Genomic DNA, 21160 nt, shown 5'->3' on the forward strand with positions numbered 1-21160 from the left:
ATGTTAGTCACTCAGTTCAGTTGAGACTCTAAATTTTTGTGCGTCATTCAGTAAAACTAAAATCGGCTGTTAGAACTCAATCTGTACGAGTGCCCACACAGATGATTGCTTCATATTTTTAAAGAACGGTGCGACTTAATGTCGCTGCGCTGTTAGCGCTGAGGGTTGTGCATTCTAATCACTTTCCTCTTTTTGTCAACACTCAGATTTAAAAGAAATAAAACTAAGTTTTATATGACTCATCAACATGTTGTTTAGCGTTTTGTTTGCTGCCCGCCGTGTCGATGGATGCGCATTATAGGGAGATTCGAATTCAGCGCAAGCGCTTTTTATGATTTTTTTGAATTAATTTTTTACACAATATGTCCTCACAATTGCCGCACAAGTTACCCACAAAAACCTGTGGATAAGACAATAATACTTAGAGTTGAAAGCCGTCATGTGCTAAATTACGCCACCTTATTTACCCGTTCTGCTATATCTATAATAAGGGTCGTAATCCAATGGCTGACTTTTTTAACACAATAAGCGGCTTGCTGTGGGGTCATATACTTATATACCTATTAATTGCAGCAGGTGTTTTCTTTACCCTCCGACTGGGTTTCATTCAGTTCACTCAATTCCCGTATATGATTAAGGTCATGGCAAACAGCCGAAGTGGCGCCAAAGACGGTATCTCCTCCTTCCAGGCGTTTTGTACCTCACTCGCCGCGCGGGTTGGTACTGGTAATATGGCAGGTGTTGCCGTTGCGCTTTACCTGGGCGGACCTGGTGCTATTTTTTGGATGTGGCTCATCGCCCTCATTGGTATGGCAACCAGTTTTGCAGAAAGCGCCCTGGCTCAGCTATATAAAACCAAAGACGATGATGGCAACTTCCGAGGTGGTCCTGCTTATTATATGGAGTATGGCCTGAATAAACGTTGGATGGGCGTGCTCTTCTCTTTATGTCTGATCCTGGCATTTGGCTTAGTGTTTAATGCCGTGCAAGCAAACTCAATTGCAGCAGCATTCGAAGTCGCCTTTGATGTACCCAAGTACGTAATGGGTCTTCTATTAGTCTGTGGCTCTGCTTTTATTATCTTTGGTGGCCTTAAAACCATTGCCCGCTTTGCGGAGCTTGCAGTCCCTTTCATGGCAATCGCCTACTTATTACTGGCAATCATCGTATGCGCTATGAATGCAAGCCAGCTGCCAGACGTCTTTATGTTGGTTATTAACAGCGCGTTTGGTTTTGAACAAGCTGCGGGCGGTGCAATCGGTTATGCTGTGATGCAGGCGATGATCCAGGGGATAAAGCGTGGTCTGTTCTCAAATGAAGCCGGTATGGGTAGTGCAGCAAACGCCGCAGCAAGTGCAACGCCTAATCCCAATCACCCAGCTTCACAAGGCTACGTCCAGATGCTTGGCGTATTTGTTGATACTATTGTTATCTGTAGTGCCACAGCGGCACTTATTCTGTTATCGAACCAGCTCGTGCCAGAATCTGGCGTAACGGGTATTCAGCTAACACAGGCAGCATTGGTTGAGCATGTGGGTGACTGGGGCGCCATTTTTGTTGCCATCGCCATTTTGTTCTTTGCCTTTACTTCTATTGTTGCAAACTATAGCTATGCAGAAACCAATCTGTTGTTCCTTGAGCATAACCACCCCAAAGGCCTGTTTATATTCAGAGCCTGTGTGCTGGCTATGGTGATGTTTGGTGCTGTAGGTGAACTTGGCCTGATCTGGACACTTGCCGATATTTCTATGGGCCTGATGGCGATTGTGAACGTGATTGCACTGTTTATGTTGTCTGGCATTGTTATCTGGCTTGCCAAAGACTACCGTAGCCAACTAAAACAAGGCAAAACCCCCGTTTTTGATCCTTCACAAAAACCTGAAGTATTAAAAACCCTGCCTAAAGGTATCTGGCACAAGTAATCTGTACGGGAGGTAGTCACCCGGCTACCTCCCCTTTTATCATTCTTCTGTAAGTCAACTGTTCAACAAACCTCCACCCAATCTCATTAAGTACAAATAACATTCAGTTGAAACAATTACTTATTGCCTTTCATCAAAAAATCATTATAGTGAAACCCAAGTCGGCATATAGCGCAGCTTGGTAGCGCACTGTCATGGGGTGTCAGGGGTCGCAGGTTCAAATCCTGCTATGCCGACCATTCTTCTCCCCTCCAGTTAAATACTATCTTCATCTGCAAAAGCTCTATGCAACAACTGAAAATCAAACCTTATTACTTCACATAGTTGTTTGCTTTAAACATGACTGCCATTGGCAAGCATACTGTTATTACTCAAGACAATTTTATCAACAGAGCAAATGCGGTCCTGTGACAGCGCAAACTGAATGCATTCAAATACGTTACGGGCTGTCAGGTGCATATGTTCGGTGTGCGAGCGCGTCTCAAACCACCTGGCTTCATCCAGCGGCGATGGATTGTCAAAGTTGGGGGGATAAATACTGATCACACGGACGCCCTGCCCCGCCAGACGATACCTGAGCCTGTCAGCGAAAGTAGACTGTGCCGCCTTTGCTGCGCTAAAAGCTTCATTGGCAAGCGAGTGCGGGTTGTTCTCAAGGCTGGCCGTACTGTTGATAAACAAGATGTCAGGGGTATCCGAGCGCTGTAAAAGGGGCAAAAATTTGCGTGTCATCAGAATACTGCCCGTGGCCGTTGAGTTAATGGTTTCAACAATGTGATCTTCCGATACCTCCAGTAAAGAGCCTGATAGCCAAAGCGAGGCGTTGTTGACCAAAATGTCGACTTTATCCGTGAGTGCTGCAACCCCTTCAGCAAACTGCGCAATTTCATTGGGCCTGGTAACATCTACCTGAAACGCACTCACTCGGGCATCGGGCACCACCTCAATGATCTGGGCGGCCGTTGCTTTAGCTTTTTCGAGTGTTCTGGCTGACAAATATAACTCCGCCCCCAGCTGAGCAAAGAGAATCGATAAGGTCAGACCAAAATCCGGGCTTGCTCCCGTAATTACAATTTTCTTGTTTTTAAACTGCATATAAACTTCCTGGTTAATATAGTAACGCCGACTTGTATCTTGCGGTGCTTGCTGATTTAGCAAACGCATTAACGGTAACACATGCAGACTTTCTCTGACATACCTTAGCGGGCAGATTTGGAGACAAGCTCAAAGCGCTGGCCCTCTTAAGTGCGATAAACAAAGGTTGTTGCTTTCACCAGGTCGCTTTGTCTATGTGCTCAATTGTTCAAGCACAAAGTGGATAGCTCACCTTGGGCATTCTGTTTGCGCTGAAGTGTTGCGCCCGGCTTTTAACAGCTCATAGCAGCCGTACCAAAGCTCAAATTTCTGTGATTTAACGCCAACAATACCGGATACTGAAGGAATGCCTATTTAGTGTGCAAACGACCTGTAAGGGTATTGCCTTTGTGATAAAAATCATTATAGTGACACCCAAGTCGGCATATAGCGCAGCTTGGTAGCGCACTGTCATGGGGTGTCAGGGGTCGCAGGTTCAAATCCTGCTATGCCGACCATTCTTCTCCCCCTCTTTTCTACTCTCATTGTCACTTAGTCTCTCATTATTTTCAGCAACGTCCATGTCGTTTCTCTTAACTCAACTCTCTAACCAGACTATTGATTCATTAATCTGACTGCAATACTTTTCATGGCGCTGCCCGATTTCGTGTCCAGTCCCCGATTCATCAGAATAATAAACCCATCTTTTTTGTTTGGATCAAAGTACATGGCTGCGAATACACCAGGATCCGAGCCCATATGTCCTATCAATCCCATACTGTTGTCGCGCCAGAAGAAACGTTGACCTTTTGATACAGTTTCGGGTGCCTGGATCGATATCATTTGCTGAAATATCGCAGCTGACAGGAGTGGTTCGCCGGCCATGGTTTGGTTTTTTAACAGCTGGGTCAGAAACAGGCTGAGCTCTTTGATACTGGTGCGGACCCCACCATCAGGATACTGAGGGTTACCATAGTGAGGCTGTGGCACAAACCGCTTGAACGCAATGGGTGGATTAAAGTACTCGTTAATCACATAATTCAATTTAGGTGATTCGAAATCACCACACACAGGTGTATAAGGAATGCAGGATTCCACTTCATAAGGCACTGCTATTTCTGCAAATGAGAGACCTTCTAATCGCCAGCGGGTTTTGTCCATTCCCAACGGTTTAAACAAATGATCCACACTGTACTGCGCCAGGCTTTCACCCGTGGTTGCCTCGACCAGATAGCCCGCCAGAGCAGAAGCCAGGTTGCTATACTTGCGATGAGTGCCTGGTTGATGGTCCAGATAATAGGCCCCCTGCTCATAAAGATGCCCCCCGGGTGTCAGTAATGACTTCAAGTGCGCTTCCAAGGTCGTTTCAGGATCCCGATTTGCCGTGAAGCTGTTTACATCGTAGTAATCTGCAATCCCGGAGGTATGGGTCACCAAATGCCTGAGTGTAATCGTCTCATTCTCTAGTTTGGGGTTATCAACCTTAAACGGTAAATAATCGTTAATATCCCGGTCGAGCTCAAGCTTACCCTGCTCTACCAACTTAAGCAGCACCACGCCCATAATGGGTTTGCTGATTGAAGCGATATTAAACAAGGTGTCTTGTGCCACCGGCCTGTTTTGCGTCACATCCGCAAAGCCAAAGGTATGGAGTGTGGCTTCACCATTGTCAATTTTGGCAATCGCCAGCCCCGGGATAGCCGCTTCTTCCATAACGGCCTTGATGTATGCGCTAAACGCCTTCTTGTCCTGGCTGATGGCTTCTTGTTTTGGTAATAAAATCCAGAACACAGGCAATAGTAAAACAGCGATAAACAGCTTTTTCAAAGATCTTCTCCAAGTTAAAACACATACAGAGGCATAATACAGACCAAAAGTTATATCATTGTATTTTAATAAGATTTTAAAATGGGAGTCACAGGGGGTTATGCATGTTGGTTGTTATGGCTAACTTTTGGCTAGTTTGACACTCAATATGTATCAAACTTATGGCCACTACTATCCATGCTCTTACACACTCTTTAAACTTTGACCTATCATTAAAAGAACGGTCGTGCTATAAATATATGTAACATAGCAGTGAGTAGTGTATGAGCAAAGGTAAGCAAACCCGCGATAACATTTTAAATGTGGCATTTGCGCTGGCCAGTGAGAATGGTCTGGAAAGCCTGACGATTGGTGAGCTGGCCAAACAGTGCAGTATGTCTAAAAGCGGTTTGTTCGCACACTTTAACTCAAAAGAGAATTTGCAGGCGGCAGTTGTTGATTTTGCCAACGAAATTTTTGTCCAACGCGTTATTGTGCCTGCTCGGGCAGATAACTGCCATAGCTATGAAGAGAAGATTAAGGCGCTGTTACATCACTGGTTAAACTGGAATCAATCATTCCAGGGCAGCTGTATGTTCCTGGACGCCTGGCGAGAAAAATGTGCCGACGAGTCTGCCGCGCAGCGAGTGCTCAAGCAAGGCATTGAAAATTGGCTAACCTATTTGCAAATCCAGATAGGCAAAGGCGTTGAAAACAACGAGTTTCGGGCTGATCTGGCACCGGAGCAAGCCACTTTTGAGTTATATGGCATGTATTTGAGTGCCCACCTGTATCATTCAATGCATGGACAGGAAGAAAGCACACAGCGGTTCTGGCATGGCGTAGAACGCCAGATACAGAGCTGGAAGTAATTGTTTAAGCTTTCCGGTAGTTTAGGCTAAACAGGATAAACCCCAGGCTGAACACGTTCAGCCTTTTTTTGAATACATTAATAGCACGACCGTTCGTTTTAAAGTTAGCTGGCTATGGTGTTTTTCGTGGAGAAAGAGAAATGAGTGACAAGATTTACTTTAAATCCGATAGCAAATTTAACTTCAAAAAGCATATGCTCAATGTGGCAACACGCGTGCACCACCGAATTGCACCCGGGCACGCAGAGAAAACGGCAACTAAACTCCTGCTCACGCCAGTGAGAGCCAAGCCCAAGCATGCTACCCCGGCAGATCTCATCGAGGGCAGTATCTCCTCAAAAGAAGGCTTGTTAAAAACCTATCGGGTTGGCAACGGGCCAGTCTGGGTATTAACCCACGGCTGGTCTGGCAGTGCGAACCAGTTTTTTCCGCTTATGCAACATATTGCTGCGCAAGGGTATACGGCGCTTGCATTCGACCATCCCGCGCACGGTAACAGCGAAGGCGAAGTCGGTCACCTGCCGGGCTTTGTATCTGGGCTTGAAGCCGTGCTCGATAGCCTGGATGAAACACAAGGCGTGATTGCACACAGTATGGGTTGCGCCGCCGCCATTGAGTGTCAGCATCCCAAACTAAGTAATAAACCGCTGTTATTAATTGCACCTGTTCTGGATTACGTCAGTAACCTGTTTGGCAGTATTGAACGCTCAGGGTACTCAATGCGCCTGTTCCGCAGCGTAGTCAGTAAGGTCGAAAACGAGTACAACTACCCAATGGCATCGGTCGACCCGTTCGAGAAATTAAAAAACAGAACTGCACACTGTATTATTGTCCATGATCAGCATGACCGGTTTGCGCAATTTGCAGTGTCTAAACAGGCCGCTACACAAATGTGTCGGGTAAAACTTATCGAAACTCAGGGCCTGGGACATGGCAGGATATTGCAAAGCCAGCAAGCGAAAGATGCGTTTGATGCGCTGATAAGTTGACGGTTTTTGTTTGCTTATGTGCCCCGTTATAGCACGACAATAAAGCCCGGCTAAGGCCGGGCAAAATAATACCAATTAGCAAATATAGGCCGTGGGACAAAATGCAGGGGCCGTGTAACACGCACCGTAGTCTTTACTGTAAGCACTTGCGCCACCAGCAATGTCTTTGGTTTGCTGTGCATTTAAATTGTTATCTGTACTCAGCGTTTTTAATTTAACCTTTTTCAGTTTCATGTTGTTTCCTGTTGTATTTCTCTGTTGTTTAATCGAATGGTGATGACGGCACGCTTATATGGCTATGCTCATCGGTTAAACAATGTGCTGAAATTAGCAACAAAAAACAAGACAACCTAGGTGATTTTTCGACCTTACTTTTTAGGTACTTGTTTTTTATCTTATTTATTCTATTGAAATTTTATCACGCAACCTTAAATGACAGCGCGAGACTTATGTACTATGCGCACAATCAGATTGTGTCTATATTTACAAGCAAAGATACCGGCCAGTCAGTCAAAGAACGTTTTAAAATAGTCCCACAGCCCTAAAGATTCATCCGCAAAAATATCTATCCCCAGCCAGGATTTAAGCAAATAGAGAACAACGAGTACCACTCCGGCCAAGATCACGCCCACTATCAGTAAGCTGATCAGGAACATAATGGCCGCTGTGATCCGCTCTGTATTGCTCAGGCTGCGTTTATTCACCCCACCCAGGAGCACAATATAGAAACTCCAGGGCAAAAATGGCATCACCAGTGTTGGCCTGAAATCAATAGCATGGTTGTTCCAGCCGCGAGTATTAATGGCTTTATGCAAGGCTTTGCGCTGTTTATAGCTAAAGCTCGCCGCAATCTCAGGATCCATCTTGCTCAGCAATTGCTTAACATGGGTATACTCTTGATTTGAGCGGTTCTGCGTCATTTAGCCTCCTTATCCGTCGCTTTGGGGTTACCTTGATTAGACGTGAGTAATTAAGTATAGAACCAAAGCAAGCGCGTTTGGGTACGCTTAACGCTATGGGCAAGTGTTCTGTTAAGTTTAGACGCAGACTAGTTGCTGGCAATAATTATGCAACTCTATTCGTAGTCATATTTTGAAGATTTACTATTGAGTAATACTCGGCTCGCAGGTGCCCGGGGTAACGGAGTTACTGCCAAATTATACCCCACTTAAAATTGATCTTAGTCACCGAAATAGCTCCCCATTTCATATAAAATCATTACATTGAAACAGCTACTTACCACATGTTATTATTAGTAGTTTTTCATCACGCAATAGAAATAAAATAGGGAATTATTATGAAAAAGCACCTACTACTTCTTTCCTTGGTCAGCTCATACAGCTACGCCACACCGCAATATATTGACCTAAAAGAAGATACATTTCTCGATGGGCAACTAGACGCAGGTTATACCATGTCTAGCTCTGAACTACTGAGAGTCCAAGATGATTTTGTGCTTAAATCCGATACCAGTGTGACGAAGGGTCATTACCTTCACAATGACAATGTGATCGAGTTCACGACAACCGATGGTGATATCAAGAAACACTACCTTGGTAAGTTCATGTCTAATGGGCTATATCAGGGTACCTGGTATAACAATAACCTTGAATCTGGCGATTTCCAGCTAATGTTAAAATCGACTACAGGTGCTGATGGTCAGTCTTGTGACGAAGTAAAAATAAAAGATCCAATGGCACAATCAGGGATCCACACTGTTGAGCTTAGCCAAGATGGTATCCCAACATCTGTAGCCGTTTACTGCAATATGGAAATTGCTCAAGGTGGATGGACACTGGTTAATACCCGTGAAAAGAATGGCGGTGCATCACACACTCGCACTCAGGAACTTACAGACCCGACAACTCAAAAAAATCACTATATTGATGTAGCTGTCTGGCAAGCACTAAAATCGAATGCCACACAGATCATGGTTACGGACGGAAACAACGACAACTATGTGGTGTTTGATTTTGCACAGTTAGATACTGCAAATTGTCAGGTGCTGGTAGACGATCTGGCCAACACGCCTGTTTTTCACTCGGAACCAGGTTGTACTTATAAAGGCTCTGACTACACCTATCTAAGTAATCCAAATAACGGAACTTATTTCACAACCGTTACTGTTTACAATCTCGATTTTAAACCCACAGATCGCAGTGGTAAATATGGTACGGCAACGAGTGGCAAAATGTTCTACTCACCAGAAAATATTCAAATTTACGTAAGATAAGCTATCCCCAGATTGGCTTGCGGGCGGTGAATACTGCCCGCTCTGCTCCCATAGACGTTGGCATTATGTTTAAAAACTCCCGGATCGCACGCCTTGGGGATCAAATAAGTATGTACGTCGCCCCTTTATTTTAAAGCAACTCAAAGTCAATTTGTCACACTAGGCAACGCGCTCAGTAAACGCGACTTTAAAGCTCGCGCCACCTTGCTCGTTTTTACAGGTGACGTTGAGTTTGGCGTTGTGAAAATCTACGACTTCTTTAACGATAGACAAGCCTAACCCACTGCCGGTGAGGGTGGACTGTTCTTGCCGCCAGAAGCGCTCGAACAGGCGGTCGTAATATTGCGACTGGATCCCGGGACCATTGTCGCTTACCTCCAGCTCAGTAGCTGTAACCTTAACCTGAATTTTGGCTTTGTCTTGTGAATGTTTTAGCGCGTTTTCGACCAGGTTTTTGATCATGATGTGTACTGCTGCTTTGTCTGCCAGGATCTGATCTGTGGCAGCGTCTGAATCCAGGCTTAGCTCCTTGTCAAACTGCACTGCCAGTGGGGCCAACATCATGCACACTTCTTGTGCCAGTGCTGATAAACTCACCGGGACTTTGTTGTACACCACAAAGTTTTGGGCACGAGAAAGGTCTAATAATTGCTGCACCACGCGGGTCATGTAAGCCACGTCGTTGACGATTTCTTCGCGGATCTGGGGCGCAATATCGGCCAACTGAACCCGCGTATTGAGCACGGCAAGTGGGGTTTTAAGCTCATGTGCGGCATTTGCAACAAAGCGCTTTTGCTCATCAAAGCCGCCCTCCACCCGCTCCATGGCCTGGTTCAGTGAATTCACTATGGGCTGAATTTCATAGGGCAGCCCTTCGTTACTGAGCCTAAAACTCAGTTGCTCGGGTTTGATCTGCTTTAACTGCCCCGCTACGGTTTTTACAGGTTGTACTACCGAGCGCACCGACAAATATCCAACCAGCATAAACACACCGAAGGCCGCAAAAATGGTGATGGCTGTGACCCGATTGAGCGCAGGGATCACCGCTTCATTGGCAAGCTCAGTGATCAGATCGTTACGCGCCATATCCAGAAACAGCACCTGACCGTTCAGTGTCAGTTCGGTACGAAATCGATCAACGCCATCCAGATGAGAGTAACCAATCGGAATGCGCTCGGTCAGCGCATTGAGCGCGGCTGAGCCTTGATCACTGTTAACAGACTGAAGCAGCACCATGTTGTCAGCAGAGCGGATAACCCGAAACGCAAAGTTATTATACAAAGCGTCGTAGCCCCACTTTTCTATCACGCTGTCTGGGGCATAAATGAGTTGCTGTTGCTCAAAACGCAGGGCGTCTGCCACATCTTCACTCATACCTTTCATGCTGACTTCCAAAGCCAGATTGGCATAGTTCATCGAAAACAGGTGTAAGATCACACCAATGCCGGTAAACACCACAGAGCCAATCAGTATAAAGTGCAGGTAAATCTTGCGGGCTAATGAGTTTTTGATGATTTTCATGCCAGTATGTACCCTATGCCGCGGAGTGTTTTAATGGTCACGCCTGCTTGCGTACCGTCGAGTTTTTTACGGATTCGGTGCACCGCCACCTGTAACGCGTTATCGGTCACTTCAAACCCCATGGCATAGATGGCATCGTACAGTGCGTCTTTGCCCACCGTCAGGCCTACGTGACGTAGCAGATATTCCAGGATAGCCACTTCGGTTTTGCCCATCGAGAGGTTTTCACCGTCCACAGTCACTCGTCGAGATTTTGGGTCAAGAGCGAGATTGCCATGAGATAACAAGGTGCCCATGTACTGGCTGGGCCGACGCAGTAAAGCACGCATTCGCGCCAGCAACTCACCGATGTCAAATGGCTTGTTGATATAATCATCTGCCCCCAGGTCCAGCCCGGCTATGCGGTCATCAACACTGCCCCTTGCCGTTAAGATCAAAACGGGGATCGGGTTGTCAGCCCCGCGTAATGTGGCAATCACATCCAGCCCGTCTTTATCGGGCAGACCCAGGTCCAGAATAATAGCATCGTAGTGCCACAGGGCCATCTGATCATGCAATGCACCGGCGCTTGTCGCGATATCGGCGGCATAGCCTTCTTTAGTCATGGCCTGCTGAATAAAGCTGGCCAGTTGCAGGTTATCTTCGGTGATCAAAATGCGCATACTACTCTCTCCTTTGTGCAACTTGGCTGTGCTTTTCTCTTTATTCCGTGCATGTATTACCCAAACGCGGTTTGTACTCTGGCAAGCCCTTGTTACGCCTGGGCAACAGCAGGCTCAGCAATACCGGGATGACCACCAACACCAGAATAGTCGACGTGAGCAACCCGCCAATAACGGCCCAGGCCAGGGGTGGCCACAATGGACTACTGGCTGAGGTTAGGGGCAGCATTCCCACAATGGTTGTGACAGAAGTCACTATAACAGGGCGGACCCGATTTTGTACCGATAAAACAATGGCCGCCTGAGTGTTCCGCCCGGATTTTACGTATAACAAAGTGCCGTCGATCAATAAGATAGCATTATTCACTACAATCCCGGCCAATGCCAGAATGCCCAGCACCGACATAAACCCGAACGGCACCTGCACCAGGCTCAGCATAGCGGGGGCACCAATGATGGCAAACGGGATACTCAGCATCACCAGTAAGGTTAAACGCAATGAGTTAAATTGCAGTATCAGGGCAATAAAAAGCAGCAGCGCACCGACCGGCAGGGTTTTAAACAATGCACTATTCGCCTCTCCAGATTCTGCCATTTCGCCTCCCAGCTCCAGCCTCAGGCCATGGCGCTCAGCAATGTCTGTCAACACCGGCGTAAGCTCAGTCAGTAATTCGGCCTCGTCCACACCGGGTGCAACTTCGCTGATCAGTTTAACCACTGGCACACCGTTTCTGCGCGCCAACACCGCCTGCTTGCCAAGTACCTGGGTATCTGCCAGTGCATGCACGGGCACCGCTTTATCAATTAAGGGCGTCAGTACGCCGGTATTCATCATATCTATGCTGTCATGGCTGGAGTGTGGGTCGTACAATACAATCGACGTTGGTTCGTTGTTAAAGCTCACATGCGTCATGGTTAAGCCCGCACTGCGCCAGGCTAAATAATCATTGAGCTGGCGCTCAGTCAGACCAAACTGGCTGATACGCTGTTGATTAAATACCATCGTCAGCTGTGGCACGGCACCAGAGTAAGCTTTACCGGGTTTATCTAAACGCGGATCGGCGTTGAGTACGGCAAAAACTTCTTCGCCAGCCTGGCGCAGTACGCCATAATCCTCACCGCTCAGCCACATCACTACTGTACTTTCCAGCGGCGGCCCCTGCCCCAGCTCTCGGGCACGCAGGACTACTTCTGGGTAATCTCGTTGCAAACGGGTATTTAGCTGCTCAACCAGCTGGCTCATATCGGTGTTTGCTTGTGCGCTCAGCACCACCCGGCCGATATGGCTTTCATCCGGCTTTTGAGCAAGGTTGTAGTAAAACCGCGGACCGGAAAAACCACTGAAAACCAAGGTACGCTCGACGTTCGCATGGGCATTGATGTCCTCAGCAATTCGGTTTAGCGTACTGGCCGTTAGCAGTTTGTGGCTGCCCATGGGTAGCTCTACGTCTACTATGGCCTGATTTCGGTTGGTTTTTGGAAAGAATTCGCCCTCAGCCTGCGGCAGCGACATTAGCCCGGCGCACAGCCCAAAAGCCGCAACCAGAGTCAGCGCTTTATGTTGCAGCGTAAACTGCGACAAAGCCAATGCCCCTTGCTCTAATTTAAGTTGCAGTTGCTGCTGCCAACATGAGGCCTGAGATTTGTGCTCAGGAAAATAGCGATTGAGTAATGGTACCAGGGTAAGTGCAATAGCATAGCTGGCCACAATGCACAAAATAACCATCACCGGAATACTGGCGATAAAATCGGCCACACTGCCCTTTGCCATCAGCATAGGTAAAAATGCGGCAACCGTGGTGACTGTTGCTGCACACAACGGGCGCCACAACTCAGTGATACTGTCTATTGCGCTCTGCAAGGGAGCTGTTCCGGATGACACATGGCGATTAAAGCGCTCGGCAACCACAATGCAGTTGTCGACCATCAGGCCTAACGACAGAATAAGCCCGGCAATCGTCATCTGATGCAATACGCCATCTATGGCACTGAATGCCGCTACAGCCGTGAGTGTGATCACCACCACCGCAATACACACACTGGCGGCCCCGCTGGCAGACAAAAAAACGAACAAAATAACGGCGATGGCAACCAGGCTCAGCATTAACGATTGCATCAGCGCATCTTTGCGCTTTTTAGCCCACTTCGGCTGAAACAACTCGACTCTCACAGCATCTGCACCATAGGTGTGATTAAAGTGCTCAACCAGCTGGGTTACCTGCTCACCTGCCTGAGCAATGCGGATCCGGTTAGGCACCAGGGTCACCGCGACGCCAACTTGCTGTCGACCATTAATCCAAAAAGACTCTCGGGCTTGTGGATCGGTGCGATAGTGGATGTCTGCCAAAGTGGCCAGCGGTAATTGCTGACCCTGGGCCGTTGCAATGAGCGTGTTTTTTAGCTCAGAGACTGAATCAAGCTGCGCCACGGGAGATAAATTCAGATTCGCCCGGTCCTTGGTGACGCTGGCGACCGACTCTATTTTATTCGCTTCGGCAATGCGCTGGGCAATCTGTAGCGGCGTGATACCGGTTTGCAGCATAGATTGCTGTGCAAAAGCCACCGCCAGCTGCTGGCCCGGATCGCCCACCAGCTGGGCATTGCGCACCGTACTGAGCGTCAGGAGTTGATCGCGCAGCGCAATGGCAAGTTGTCGCTCCTGTAGCAAATCTCCCCGGCTACCAACGGACAAGAAAATCCCCTCGGTGTCCTGCACACGATCCAGGATGGCTAAAGACAGCGACGGATTGCTCTGGCGAATTGGCGCAACACCTTCTTTGATCCTCTGCCAGACCTCATCCGTGTTGTACACGGTTTCTTTCAGTTCTATATCCAACGACGCTGCGCCATGTTTAACCTGAGCGCTGTAGTTCTGGATTTCATCTATCTGTGCCAAAACGCGCTCCAGCGGGCGCACATAGCGCTGTGCCAGCGATTGTGCTTCCAGACCGCTGGCATTGAGCACAATCAGGCCATTGCGATAGGGAAAACTGGGGTCTTCCTGCTCAGGGGCACTAAACCAACCTCCAATACCGGCAAGACACAAGATGCAGACAAGACCCAGGATCAGGCGTGGGTTAACAAACCAGGGCGTGCTCATCACAACTTACTCCTTACTAAATATATGGCTTTGAGACAGGCGGCTGTGAGCGAATACGAGTGCCGGTGAATCAAGCGGCTCAATGCTGCTCACCAGAATATGATTTGCTCGCCCCGTCACAACCTGCACGTGCTGGCGTTGTTCAGGGGCCGATTGCAGCACCACATAAGGCTGGCTGGCTTCGTCATAATGCAAAACACCACCCGGTAACCGGTATAGAGGCTGATCGGACAATGGAATTTGTAACTGAGCATTGAGGCCCATCCAGCCTGACTCAGACGTTTCGAGCTGTACCTTGAGAAAAAAGAATGGCGAGCGAGATCCCAGCGGCAGCGCACGTTCAACAACCTGGCCCTGAACAGTTTGCTCAAGCGCAGGCACAAACACCTCCACCTTCTGTTGCTCTGTCATAGTTAGTGCAACCTCTTCGGGGATGGCAAAGCGCGCATGTAGCGCATCAGCCGCCTGAAAATTCAGTACCGTCTGCCCGGCCTTTGCGTACTCTTTTTGGCGCACCAAAAGGTCGCTCACTATCCCATCGAATGGCGCACTAATGGTTAGCTCAGCAAGCTGATTACGTGCAGCATTCAGCTTGGCCTGTACCTTGTTTATCTGCTGATAAGCCATATCCAGATCGCGACGAAGCTTGTCCAGCTGCGACTGAGTTTGCAGGTTGCGTTTTACCAGCGCTTCGGTGCGCTCAAACTCTGCGCGGGTATTTTTATACGCCGCATTGGCCCGCAAGCGCTCTGCCTGTGCCTGCTCCAGTATGGCATTGGCCTCGGGATCGTAAAGTTCCATCAGTACTGTGCCGCGCGTTACAAACTGTCCGGCGCGCACCCAGAGCTTTTCTACCCTACCCGATTTTAGCGCGGCTAACTGAGTGTCTTCAGCCCCCTCTATCTGGCCGTAAAATACTTTTTTTGGTACATCCACCACTCGCTCAGGCAACACCGCGGCAGGTTGAATAATAGCGGGCTGATTAGGTTCAGCCTCTGCATACGCTTCGCGTTGCTGATCCTGGCAGCCCAACATGGCTACCAGGCTCAGCAGAATAAGGGGTTTAGAAGACATAGACATACCCCAACAGCAATTGTGCGCCACCAGATTGATCGATCAATGGAGAGTCTTTGATCTCACTTCCGTAAGCGGTGTAGCTCAAATCAGCCTTTATCATATGGTTTTTACCAAAAAACCAATCACTGGAGACACCTACCTCAAAGTTCATGCTGGCGTCCCCGACATAAGCCATACGTCCGGCGCGTTGCTCATTAGGTAAAACACCGTAGTAATAGTCAACCAGATCTTCACTGAGATAACTGGCAGACACATACGGCACAATGCGGCCATCGCCAGCAGTAAACGGTATGCCATAGCTTACGCTTGCCTCATATCCTTTATGCGTGCTGGTCATATCGTGCATAAAGGAAAAGCCAAACTCGCCGACTTTAGTATCCAGCTCTCCTTCAAAACCAAAGTCAAAGCTCATATCTCTGTCTTCCATGCCCAAAAAAATATCTCCGTCGGCTTCTTCATAGCCATCCAGCCTCAACTGGCCAACAAGCGACAGTTCGATATTGTCCTGCTGCCAGACTTTATAGTTTGCGCGCGGACCCAGTAATGAAAAGTTGCCGTACTGAATAGCCAGAGCTGGCACCAGAATCGTTTCGTTACCCACATCCGTGTAACCCTGATCCTGAGATACCACTGCTGCGCCAACGCCCCACTGAATACCCGGTTTTTGCTCATCAGCCAGGGCTGAAAAACTCATAAGTGCCAAAGAAATCAAAGAAACTGTTTTGTTCATGACTGTGCTCCGTTTATCGAACTTATTGGGTCGGACAACGTATTTGTCCGGGGTTAAGTAAAATTTAAGGGAACAAACTTTCTTGAAACTTACAGGATGGAAATTTTTGAAAAAGAGAGGAAACAGGCCCGCACAGGCTGTTAGATTAATCGTAAATGGCCGCTCCAGCTGAGTTATTTATAAACGGCTTTGTTTGCTCAGACCAATTGAACCAATGTTGCAGTGGGAACTCGTGACGTATTGCACACGCCCCCACATGCCTATTTAATTATTGTATTGCGGGGTTAACGAAGCACTGTCAACCACAGCCGAAATAAACTGGCCAGGGTTATCCAGGCCAATAAAAACACTCTCGACCGCACCCTGCGGTACTTTCAATTCGATTTTGACATTCGGGTTACCAGAGTAATTGTAACGCTTAATATGCTGAGCTCTTGCTACATATTCATCATGCTGTTGTATGTTAGCAATATTATTAAGTGGGATAATAAACGAGTGATAAAGACCATAGCGAATGACAAGCTCGTTACCAACCAAAGAAACGGGCCTACGAGACACTGCGCGATACTCAGCGACAAAAAAGACCAGGCTAGCCAGGGTCAGTAAAGTAATAATATTTGCACCAAACGGCGACCAGACATAATGTAAAAACAGGTGCATGAGTGGCACCTCAAGCGCAATCAAAAAAATGAATCCCAGCAAGTTGCTCTTGGCTCCATCTTTTTGGTGGTAACTAAAGTGCTGCCGACCATGAAAGCTCCCTGCTTTTATGCGCTTGGCAAAGAAGGCAAAGGTCCACATACGTGTTTCGAAGGAAAAAACCTTTGCCAAAACAGTGTCACCCAAATACCTTTTTACCGCAGTGTCTATCGAGATATCCGGGTCTTGATCCTTACCTATTGCAACCTTAATTGAGAAATACACCGTCATTACAGCTGCAATTTCCAGCGCTAGAATTGCCGCCATAACCAAATAACGACCGCTTTCTAGGTGGTTTAAGAGTAACTTATTTTGTTCAGGGATTATGTAGCTCGCTACCCATATCGCTAAGCTAACCAATACAACGGCTTTTAAAATGGCTTGCTTATTATTCTTAACACACATAAAGCAAACAATGGGTAGCACAAGCAGCGCATCAAGAAGAAACAACCATTCGAAATTTGCGTGTCCGTAGTCATTTAGCCAGCTATCTGATTGGTAATAGAACCCCCACGATATAGAAATACTCAGCAAAAATAATAAGGGTATTTTTGACTTTATCGATTCATTCACTTACATCTCCTTTTGATACAGTACATCAAGATTGACTCTGGCCACGCGTTATTTCTTCACACATGCCATAATTTCTAGGCGAAAAACTACAGCGTAATTACAGTTAAGCACTGGCGGATATTGCCAGTGACTTCCCGTAAAAAAATAGGATAAAATAGCAGACACCCACCACAATTATACCCAAAAGGTACAAGAGTACTATTGCTAAGCGGTTGTTTTTTCAAGCGCTACGTACCTTCGACAGCTGATACCTGTTTTGCCACTCATATATTGCAAGTAAAACAACGAACGCCCCCTCGAGGCCGATAAATAACAGCCCTACAAGGCTTGCGGTGTGAGCGAACAGTAAAATAACAATGACACACACGACCATCCACAAAGCATTTGCCATTGCGAGTATTGAGATCGATAAAGGTTTGCGGTTGCCTGAAAAAGCGAGTGATAATGCATAACTTCCATAACAAACATTTGCAATCGCGAAAAAATAAATAACCGAAACAGGCAAGTTATACAAATTGCTGATCCAACCTTGCAGAAAAAACATCAGAAAACCCACCGTCAAGCCGGCAGTGCCATCTAAGTGCAAGATATTCAGAGTTTTAATGGATTTCATCCTTGGAGCCAACCTTATTATGAGGTGGTGCAGCCTAATTGCCACTGCAAACTACCTTCAACACTTAAACCAGCATACTGCTAAAACTCTACTCAGCAGCCTCGCTTACATGCCTTGTGCGGAGAACTCGCCAAGGTCTGCTGCCGTGAAATTTGCTTTAAATGTAAAAGCAAATGGCGTATCGCCGTTTTCACGCAAATATTGGAGGCGTGACAAGGCTTCTTGTACGGTTGGTGTATGGCCATCTTCAACCCACCATAACACATAGCTATCTTCCGCCAGCCGATGAAACCATTCGCTTTTTCGACGCATGAAATCTCTGTGGCCCGTGCGAAACATAAAGTTTTTGAGTGAGTCAGTATTTTCCCAAACAGACATGTTGACTATCATATTTGGATCATCAAACAGCTTAATGCTGGTAGCATCACCGCTGTCATCTTTTAAACGCCAGATAAAACCTTCACTTTCTTCAGCTATACCATTCACGAAATCCAGATTGTCTACAAACTCTTTAATTTCTGGTGCATCCAAAGGGTATTTGGCAAGCGCAATGTTTAACTGTGCTAATTTCATGTTTTACTGTCCTTCGTTGATAAATGAATAATGCTTGTTATAAGCGTGCTTAAAGGTCACACAAACTTACTTTATAAAACATAAGGCGCTATCAAAACAGCTAAAGTCCTGAATGCGCTGATGATGACTAACCCTATTACCTACAATTACAAGGTTGACTGCTAACACGTCACACGCTTTTAAGTCCCATTGAGCATCACCAAAATAAGTCACAGGAATATTTCCATTAAGATCAACTTCCGCTCTTGCCATTTCCATAATTTTGATACGAGAGTAATGATCATTAGAAGACATAATTACCAGTTTTTCTATATCAAAGCCCGCAGATTCCAACTTAATTCTGGCCGTTTCTCCCCAGCCCCCGTAGCAACGGAGACCATATACTTGTCACTACCCAAGAGATGTGACACAAAACCTTTGGCGCCCAGAGTCTCTTGAACTGGGGAAATTTCAATGGTTCGCTTAATATTTCGGATAAAGACAGGCTTAACTAGATTTTCTAACTCTTCGAGTGCGTAATGCGGGGCTTGTCGTTCAATAAAGGTTCTTAATATACCTCTATCAGTGACATCCGGATAGGTTTCCCCAGTTGCTTAAAATCTCTAGCCCAGTTGTTTCATAAACCGCTTCAATAAAGCACTGCTCATCAAGCTCGTATGATTGAATCAATGTTCCATCAATGTCTAGCATGACATGATGCATATAATTTCCCTATAGCTTATAACGCCTCAACCTGAGGAATCCCCAGATATTCATAATTAAAATCAATGAGATGGACACACACGGCATTGTTTTTTCTAATTTATTACGCCAAAAACCAAATAGATAACAACACCATGTGTGATATCACCATCCTACAGAATATGCTCAGAAAAAACTGCCCAAAATTCATGCTCGGCGTCTTGATTCATTAAGGCTGGCAACAGAGACTTTGCTCAATAGCAACCAACTCCCACTTACAGAGCTGGGCCGAACTATGAAGGACTCTATCGCTGCCAAACACAACATTAAACAAAAATATCATCAGACTTCCACCCCAACATAAAGCAACCATACCATAAAAGGTACAAGTTTAACTGAGTGTCGCGCATTTCTTGTTCCGCATTTCTTTATTGCTTATCTTGGAGGTAGAACCTCATATTTTGGAACATCGTTAGGAAAGATTGCCCACACTGGTGCTGATGATGCATATATCGACATTTTTGGAGTGAACTTATTATCCTTTAATGACGTTGCCGATACAGAGTAAAAATTACCCGCTGCTACCTCTGCGCACAAAGCCGTGCTGCAAGTACCACAGAATTGATAACGCACCTCTTTCCCTGAGTCTCCTAAACGCGTATACGATGATGGTGTGCCTTTTGTAAAGGTAAAGTTTTCTGGCCGCACCCAAAGCCCAAACCATTTATCAGATCCAGTGAGCGCTTGACAGTCTTTGCAATAACAAAAAATAGCGTTGATTGGGTCGTTATCAAAACAAAATTCAATGTCGCCGCAACGACAACTTCCAATGTGTTTTTCCATGTTATCTCCAATGTGGTTGATGCCAGAAATGGATAGGATGAATTCACATTCCTATGTACTTTCCCATCCAATGACCGGCTTCATCCTAGAGTAGATTTTATATATGATAAAGAACATATATAAAGATAGGAAAGCTTGCCCCTATGCCCTATACAAAAGAGCACAAAAACAAAACCCGCGAAAAAATTCTTGATAGTGCCTTCAGACAATTTGTATTGAAAGGGTTTGAAGGCGTTACTATCGATGAGTTGATGAGCAATTGTGGACTTACCCGAGGCGCCTTTTATGCGCACTTTACGAGTAAAGCAGAGCTTTATCGTGAAGCATTAAATTTCGCTGCCAGTGGTACTAAACTCGCCAACCTCAAACCTGAAGATTTATCAAATAAACAATGGCTATGCATGTTGTTAAATGAATACCTAAGTCTGGATCACGTAAAAGGAAAGAATCCATGTCCGCTAGCCTTCTTAGTTACCGACATCAACATGAAGAATGACGAGGCAAATATAGCCTACGCAAATACTTTTTATGGTATGAATGCTGCAATTATGCAATATGCAAAAAGCTACACGGAGTGTGATGAGCAAGATATTTTGTCGGTCACTGCAATGATTATTGGGGCAGTCGCTATAGCAAGAAAACTCCAGGATTTAGAATCGATTCATAGCCTACTGGAAGCTTGCAGACGAGAAGCTGGGGCAAAGTTGGGAGGAATATGACGCTGCCAACATGGGTGGTGCTAGCTGGCGCAACATATGTTTCTAATTTTATTGCAGCTTGAGATATTTCCTATGGTTGGTCTCGTTATGTGTAGATCTACTTTCGAATGATCAAGTCACCACTACTGAACTGCACCTGCCGACCATCAAAAAGTACTTCTTCCCAATGCTCAGGTTGCGAAGATTCATGGTCACATACTGCGAGGTAGCCCGCGTGGATATTGCCCGATTCAGGTAAAACACTCACCAAAGACCCTGCATGTATCGCGAACTTTTCACATAATTCAAGCTGCCCTATCGATGCGCGAACTTGGATAATTTTCCCAAAGTGCTCCGCTTTTTCATCGATTGTCTCGAAAGACTTTCTGGCTTCTAACTCCTCTAAATACTGCTTCAACTTATCGATAGCTGGGTTCATGAATGTTCACACCTGACGTCCCGCATAAGCGGACCAAAATGCTTGGCAATATTAC

At 46.4% G+C, this 21160-nt stretch carries 20 protein-coding genes and 2 tRNA genes; 7 read left to right on the plus strand and 15 right to left on the minus strand.

The window, feature by feature from the left end; all coding sequences use genetic code 11:
* The first annotated feature begins 503 nt into the window (after positions 1–503).
* Complete coding sequence (locus L1285_RS23035) at positions 504–1922, plus strand: alanine/glycine:cation symporter family protein (RefSeq protein WP_046007391.1); 1419 nt, start codon at positions 504–506, stop codon at positions 1920–1922.
* Positions 1923–2084: 162 nt separating this feature from the next.
* Positions 2085–2161 (plus strand) — tRNA-Pro (locus tag L1285_RS23040).
* Positions 2162–2255: 94 nt separating this feature from the next.
* Here the strand turns inward: L1285_RS23040 and L1285_RS23045 are convergent.
* Positions 2256–3017: an SDR family oxidoreductase gene (locus tag L1285_RS23045; RefSeq protein ID WP_235414489.1), complete on the minus strand. Its 762-nt coding sequence runs from the start codon at positions 3015–3017 to the stop codon at positions 2256–2258.
* Positions 3018–3437: 420 nt separating this feature from the next.
* Between L1285_RS23045 and L1285_RS23050 the strand changes: the two genes are divergently transcribed.
* Positions 3438–3514, plus strand: a tRNA-Pro gene (locus tag L1285_RS23050).
* 97 nt (positions 3515–3611) lie between these two features.
* On the opposite strand, the gene L1285_RS23055 is transcribed toward L1285_RS23050, so the two are convergent.
* Complete coding sequence (locus tag L1285_RS23055; protein ID WP_235414490.1) at positions 3612–4823, minus strand: serine hydrolase domain-containing protein; 1212 nt, start codon at positions 4821–4823, stop codon at positions 3612–3614.
* Positions 4824–5086: 263 nt separating this feature from the next.
* Here L1285_RS23055 and L1285_RS23060 point away from each other — a divergent pair, with 263 nt between their 5' ends.
* Both L1285_RS23060 and L1285_RS23065 read left to right on the plus strand, forming a co-directional pair.
* A complete protein-coding gene (locus tag L1285_RS23060; RefSeq protein ID WP_235414491.1) occupies positions 5087–5674 on the plus strand; it encodes a TetR/AcrR family transcriptional regulator in 588 nt (195 codons plus the stop codon).
* Between the two features lie 140 nt (positions 5675–5814).
* Positions 5815–6663: an alpha/beta hydrolase gene (locus L1285_RS23065; RefSeq protein WP_235414492.1), complete on the plus strand. Its 849-nt coding sequence runs from the start codon at positions 5815–5817 to the stop codon at positions 6661–6663.
* A 75-nt stretch (positions 6664–6738) separates the two neighbouring features.
* On the opposite strand, the gene L1285_RS23070 is transcribed toward L1285_RS23065, so the two are convergent.
* On the minus strand, positions 6739–6897 hold the full coding sequence (locus L1285_RS23070; protein ID WP_156158749.1) for a hypothetical protein: 159 nt from the start codon (positions 6895–6897) through the stop codon (positions 6739–6741).
* 272 nt (positions 6898–7169) lie between these two features.
* A complete protein-coding gene (locus L1285_RS23075) occupies positions 7170–7583 on the minus strand; it encodes a hypothetical protein (RefSeq protein ID WP_235414493.1) in 414 nt (137 codons plus the stop codon).
* A 377-nt stretch (positions 7584–7960) separates the two neighbouring features.
* Between L1285_RS23075 and L1285_RS23080 the strand changes: the two genes are divergently transcribed.
* A complete protein-coding gene (locus tag L1285_RS23080; RefSeq protein ID WP_235414494.1) occupies positions 7961–8896 on the plus strand; it encodes a fibrinogen-like YCDxxxxGGGW domain-containing protein in 936 nt (311 codons plus the stop codon).
* 159 nt (positions 8897–9055) lie between these two features.
* On the opposite strand, the gene L1285_RS23085 is transcribed toward L1285_RS23080, so the two are convergent.
* From L1285_RS23085 to L1285_RS23130, 10 genes are all read right to left on the minus strand, one after another.
* Positions 9056–10417, minus strand: a complete 1362-nt coding sequence (locus tag L1285_RS23085) for a sensor histidine kinase (protein WP_235414495.1) — start codon at positions 10415–10417, stop codon at positions 9056–9058.
* Complete coding sequence (locus tag L1285_RS23090; RefSeq protein ID WP_235414496.1) at positions 10414–11079, minus strand: response regulator; 666 nt, start codon at positions 11077–11079, stop codon at positions 10414–10416. The genes L1285_RS23085 and L1285_RS23090 overlap by 4 nt, the downstream gene beginning before the upstream one ends.
* Before the next feature lie 40 nt (positions 11080–11119).
* Entirely contained in the window at positions 11120–14179 is a 3060-nt protein-coding gene (locus tag L1285_RS23095; RefSeq protein ID WP_235414518.1) for an efflux RND transporter permease subunit, read from the minus strand.
* Positions 14180–14185: 6 nt separating this feature from the next.
* Complete coding sequence (locus L1285_RS23100) at positions 14186–15253, minus strand: efflux RND transporter periplasmic adaptor subunit (RefSeq protein ID WP_235414497.1); 1068 nt, start codon at positions 15251–15253, stop codon at positions 14186–14188.
* Positions 15243–15986 (minus strand): MipA/OmpV family protein, encoded by a 744-nt coding sequence (locus L1285_RS23105; protein WP_235414498.1) that lies wholly within the window; start codon positions 15984–15986, stop codon positions 15243–15245. The genes L1285_RS23100 and L1285_RS23105 overlap by 11 nt, the downstream gene beginning before the upstream one ends.
* Positions 15987–16250: 264 nt before the next feature.
* On the minus strand, positions 16251–17258 hold the full coding sequence (locus L1285_RS23110) for a hypothetical protein (protein ID WP_235414499.1): 1008 nt from the start codon (positions 17256–17258) through the stop codon (positions 16251–16253).
* A gap of 220 nt (positions 17259–17478) precedes the next feature.
* Entirely contained in the window at positions 17479–17871 is a 393-nt protein-coding gene (locus tag L1285_RS23115; protein WP_235414500.1) for a hypothetical protein, read from the minus strand.
* Between the two features lie 105 nt (positions 17872–17976).
* A complete protein-coding gene (locus L1285_RS23120) occupies positions 17977–18444 on the minus strand; it encodes a DUF3291 domain-containing protein (RefSeq protein WP_235414501.1) in 468 nt (155 codons plus the stop codon).
* 66 nt (positions 18445–18510) lie between these two features.
* Positions 18511–18777 carry a hypothetical protein gene (locus tag L1285_RS23125; RefSeq protein ID WP_235414502.1) on the minus strand — a complete coding sequence of 89 codons (267 nt, stop codon included), beginning with the start codon at positions 18775–18777 and terminating at the stop codon, positions 18511–18513.
* A gap of 783 nt (positions 18778–19560) precedes the next feature.
* Entirely contained in the window at positions 19561–19968 is a 408-nt protein-coding gene (locus L1285_RS23130) for a GFA family protein (protein ID WP_235414503.1), read from the minus strand.
* A 143-nt stretch (positions 19969–20111) separates the two neighbouring features.
* Here L1285_RS23130 and L1285_RS23135 point away from each other — a divergent pair, with 143 nt between their 5' ends.
* Positions 20112–20687, plus strand: a complete 576-nt coding sequence (locus tag L1285_RS23135; protein WP_235414504.1) for a TetR/AcrR family transcriptional regulator — start codon at positions 20112–20114, stop codon at positions 20685–20687.
* Between the two features lie 97 nt (positions 20688–20784).
* Here L1285_RS23135 and L1285_RS23140 read toward each other — a convergent pair whose 3' ends face one another.
* On the minus strand, positions 20785–21105 hold the full coding sequence (locus L1285_RS23140; RefSeq protein WP_046007375.1) for a hypothetical protein: 321 nt from the start codon (positions 21103–21105) through the stop codon (positions 20785–20787).
* Between the last annotated feature and the right edge of the window lie 55 nt (positions 21106–21160).

It is taken from the genome of Pseudoalteromonas sp. DL2-H2.2, assembly GCF_021532535.1.
GTDB classification, from domain to species: Bacteria; Pseudomonadota; Gammaproteobacteria; order Enterobacterales; family Alteromonadaceae; genus Pseudoalteromonas; species Pseudoalteromonas rubra_A.

Coding starts and splice junctions, on each gene's coding strand:
- L1285_RS23070 (WP_156158749.1), bottom strand. CDS start 6,897: ATGAAACTGAAAAAGGTTAAATTAAAAACGCTGAGTACAGATAACAAT.
- L1285_RS23060 (WP_235414491.1), top strand. CDS start 5,087: ATGAGCAAAGGTAAGCAAACCCGCGATAACATTTTAAATGTGGCATTT.
- L1285_RS23100 (WP_235414497.1), bottom strand. CDS start 15,253: ATGTCTTCTAAACCCCTTATTCTGCTGAGCCTGGTAGCCATGTTGGGC.
- L1285_RS23120 (WP_235414501.1), bottom strand. CDS start 18,444: ATGAAATTAGCACAGTTAAACATTGCGCTTGCCAAATACCCTTTGGAT.
- L1285_RS23105 (WP_235414498.1), bottom strand. CDS start 15,986: ATGAACAAAACAGTTTCTTTGATTTCTTTGGCACTTATGAGTTTTTCA.
- L1285_RS23065 (WP_235414492.1), top strand. CDS start 5,815: ATGAGTGACAAGATTTACTTTAAATCCGATAGCAAATTTAACTTCAAA.
- L1285_RS23035 (WP_046007391.1), top strand. CDS start 504: ATGGCTGACTTTTTTAACACAATAAGCGGCTTGCTGTGGGGTCATATA.
- L1285_RS23075 (WP_235414493.1), bottom strand. CDS start 7,583: ATGACGCAGAACCGCTCAAATCAAGAGTATACCCATGTTAAGCAATTG.
- L1285_RS23130 (WP_235414503.1), bottom strand. CDS start 19,968: ATGGAAAAACACATTGGAAGTTGTCGTTGCGGCGACATTGAATTTTGT.
- L1285_RS23115 (WP_235414500.1), bottom strand. CDS start 17,871: ATGAAATCCATTAAAACTCTGAATATCTTGCACTTAGATGGCACTGCC.
- L1285_RS23095 (WP_235414518.1), bottom strand. CDS start 14,179: ATGAGCACGCCCTGGTTTGTTAACCCACGCCTGATCCTGGGTCTTGTC.
- L1285_RS23085 (WP_235414495.1), bottom strand. CDS start 10,417: ATGAAAATCATCAAAAACTCATTAGCCCGCAAGATTTACCTGCACTTT.
- L1285_RS23090 (WP_235414496.1), bottom strand. CDS start 11,079: ATGCGCATTTTGATCACCGAAGATAACCTGCAACTGGCCAGCTTTATT.
- L1285_RS23045 (WP_235414489.1), bottom strand. CDS start 3,017: ATGCAGTTTAAAAACAAGAAAATTGTAATTACGGGAGCAAGCCCGGAT.
- L1285_RS23080 (WP_235414494.1), top strand. CDS start 7,961: ATGAAAAAGCACCTACTACTTCTTTCCTTGGTCAGCTCATACAGCTAC.
- L1285_RS23140 (WP_046007375.1), bottom strand. CDS start 21,105: ATGAACCCAGCTATCGATAAGTTGAAGCAGTATTTAGAGGAGTTAGAA.
- L1285_RS23135 (WP_235414504.1), top strand. CDS start 20,112: ATGCCCTATACAAAAGAGCACAAAAACAAAACCCGCGAAAAAATTCTT.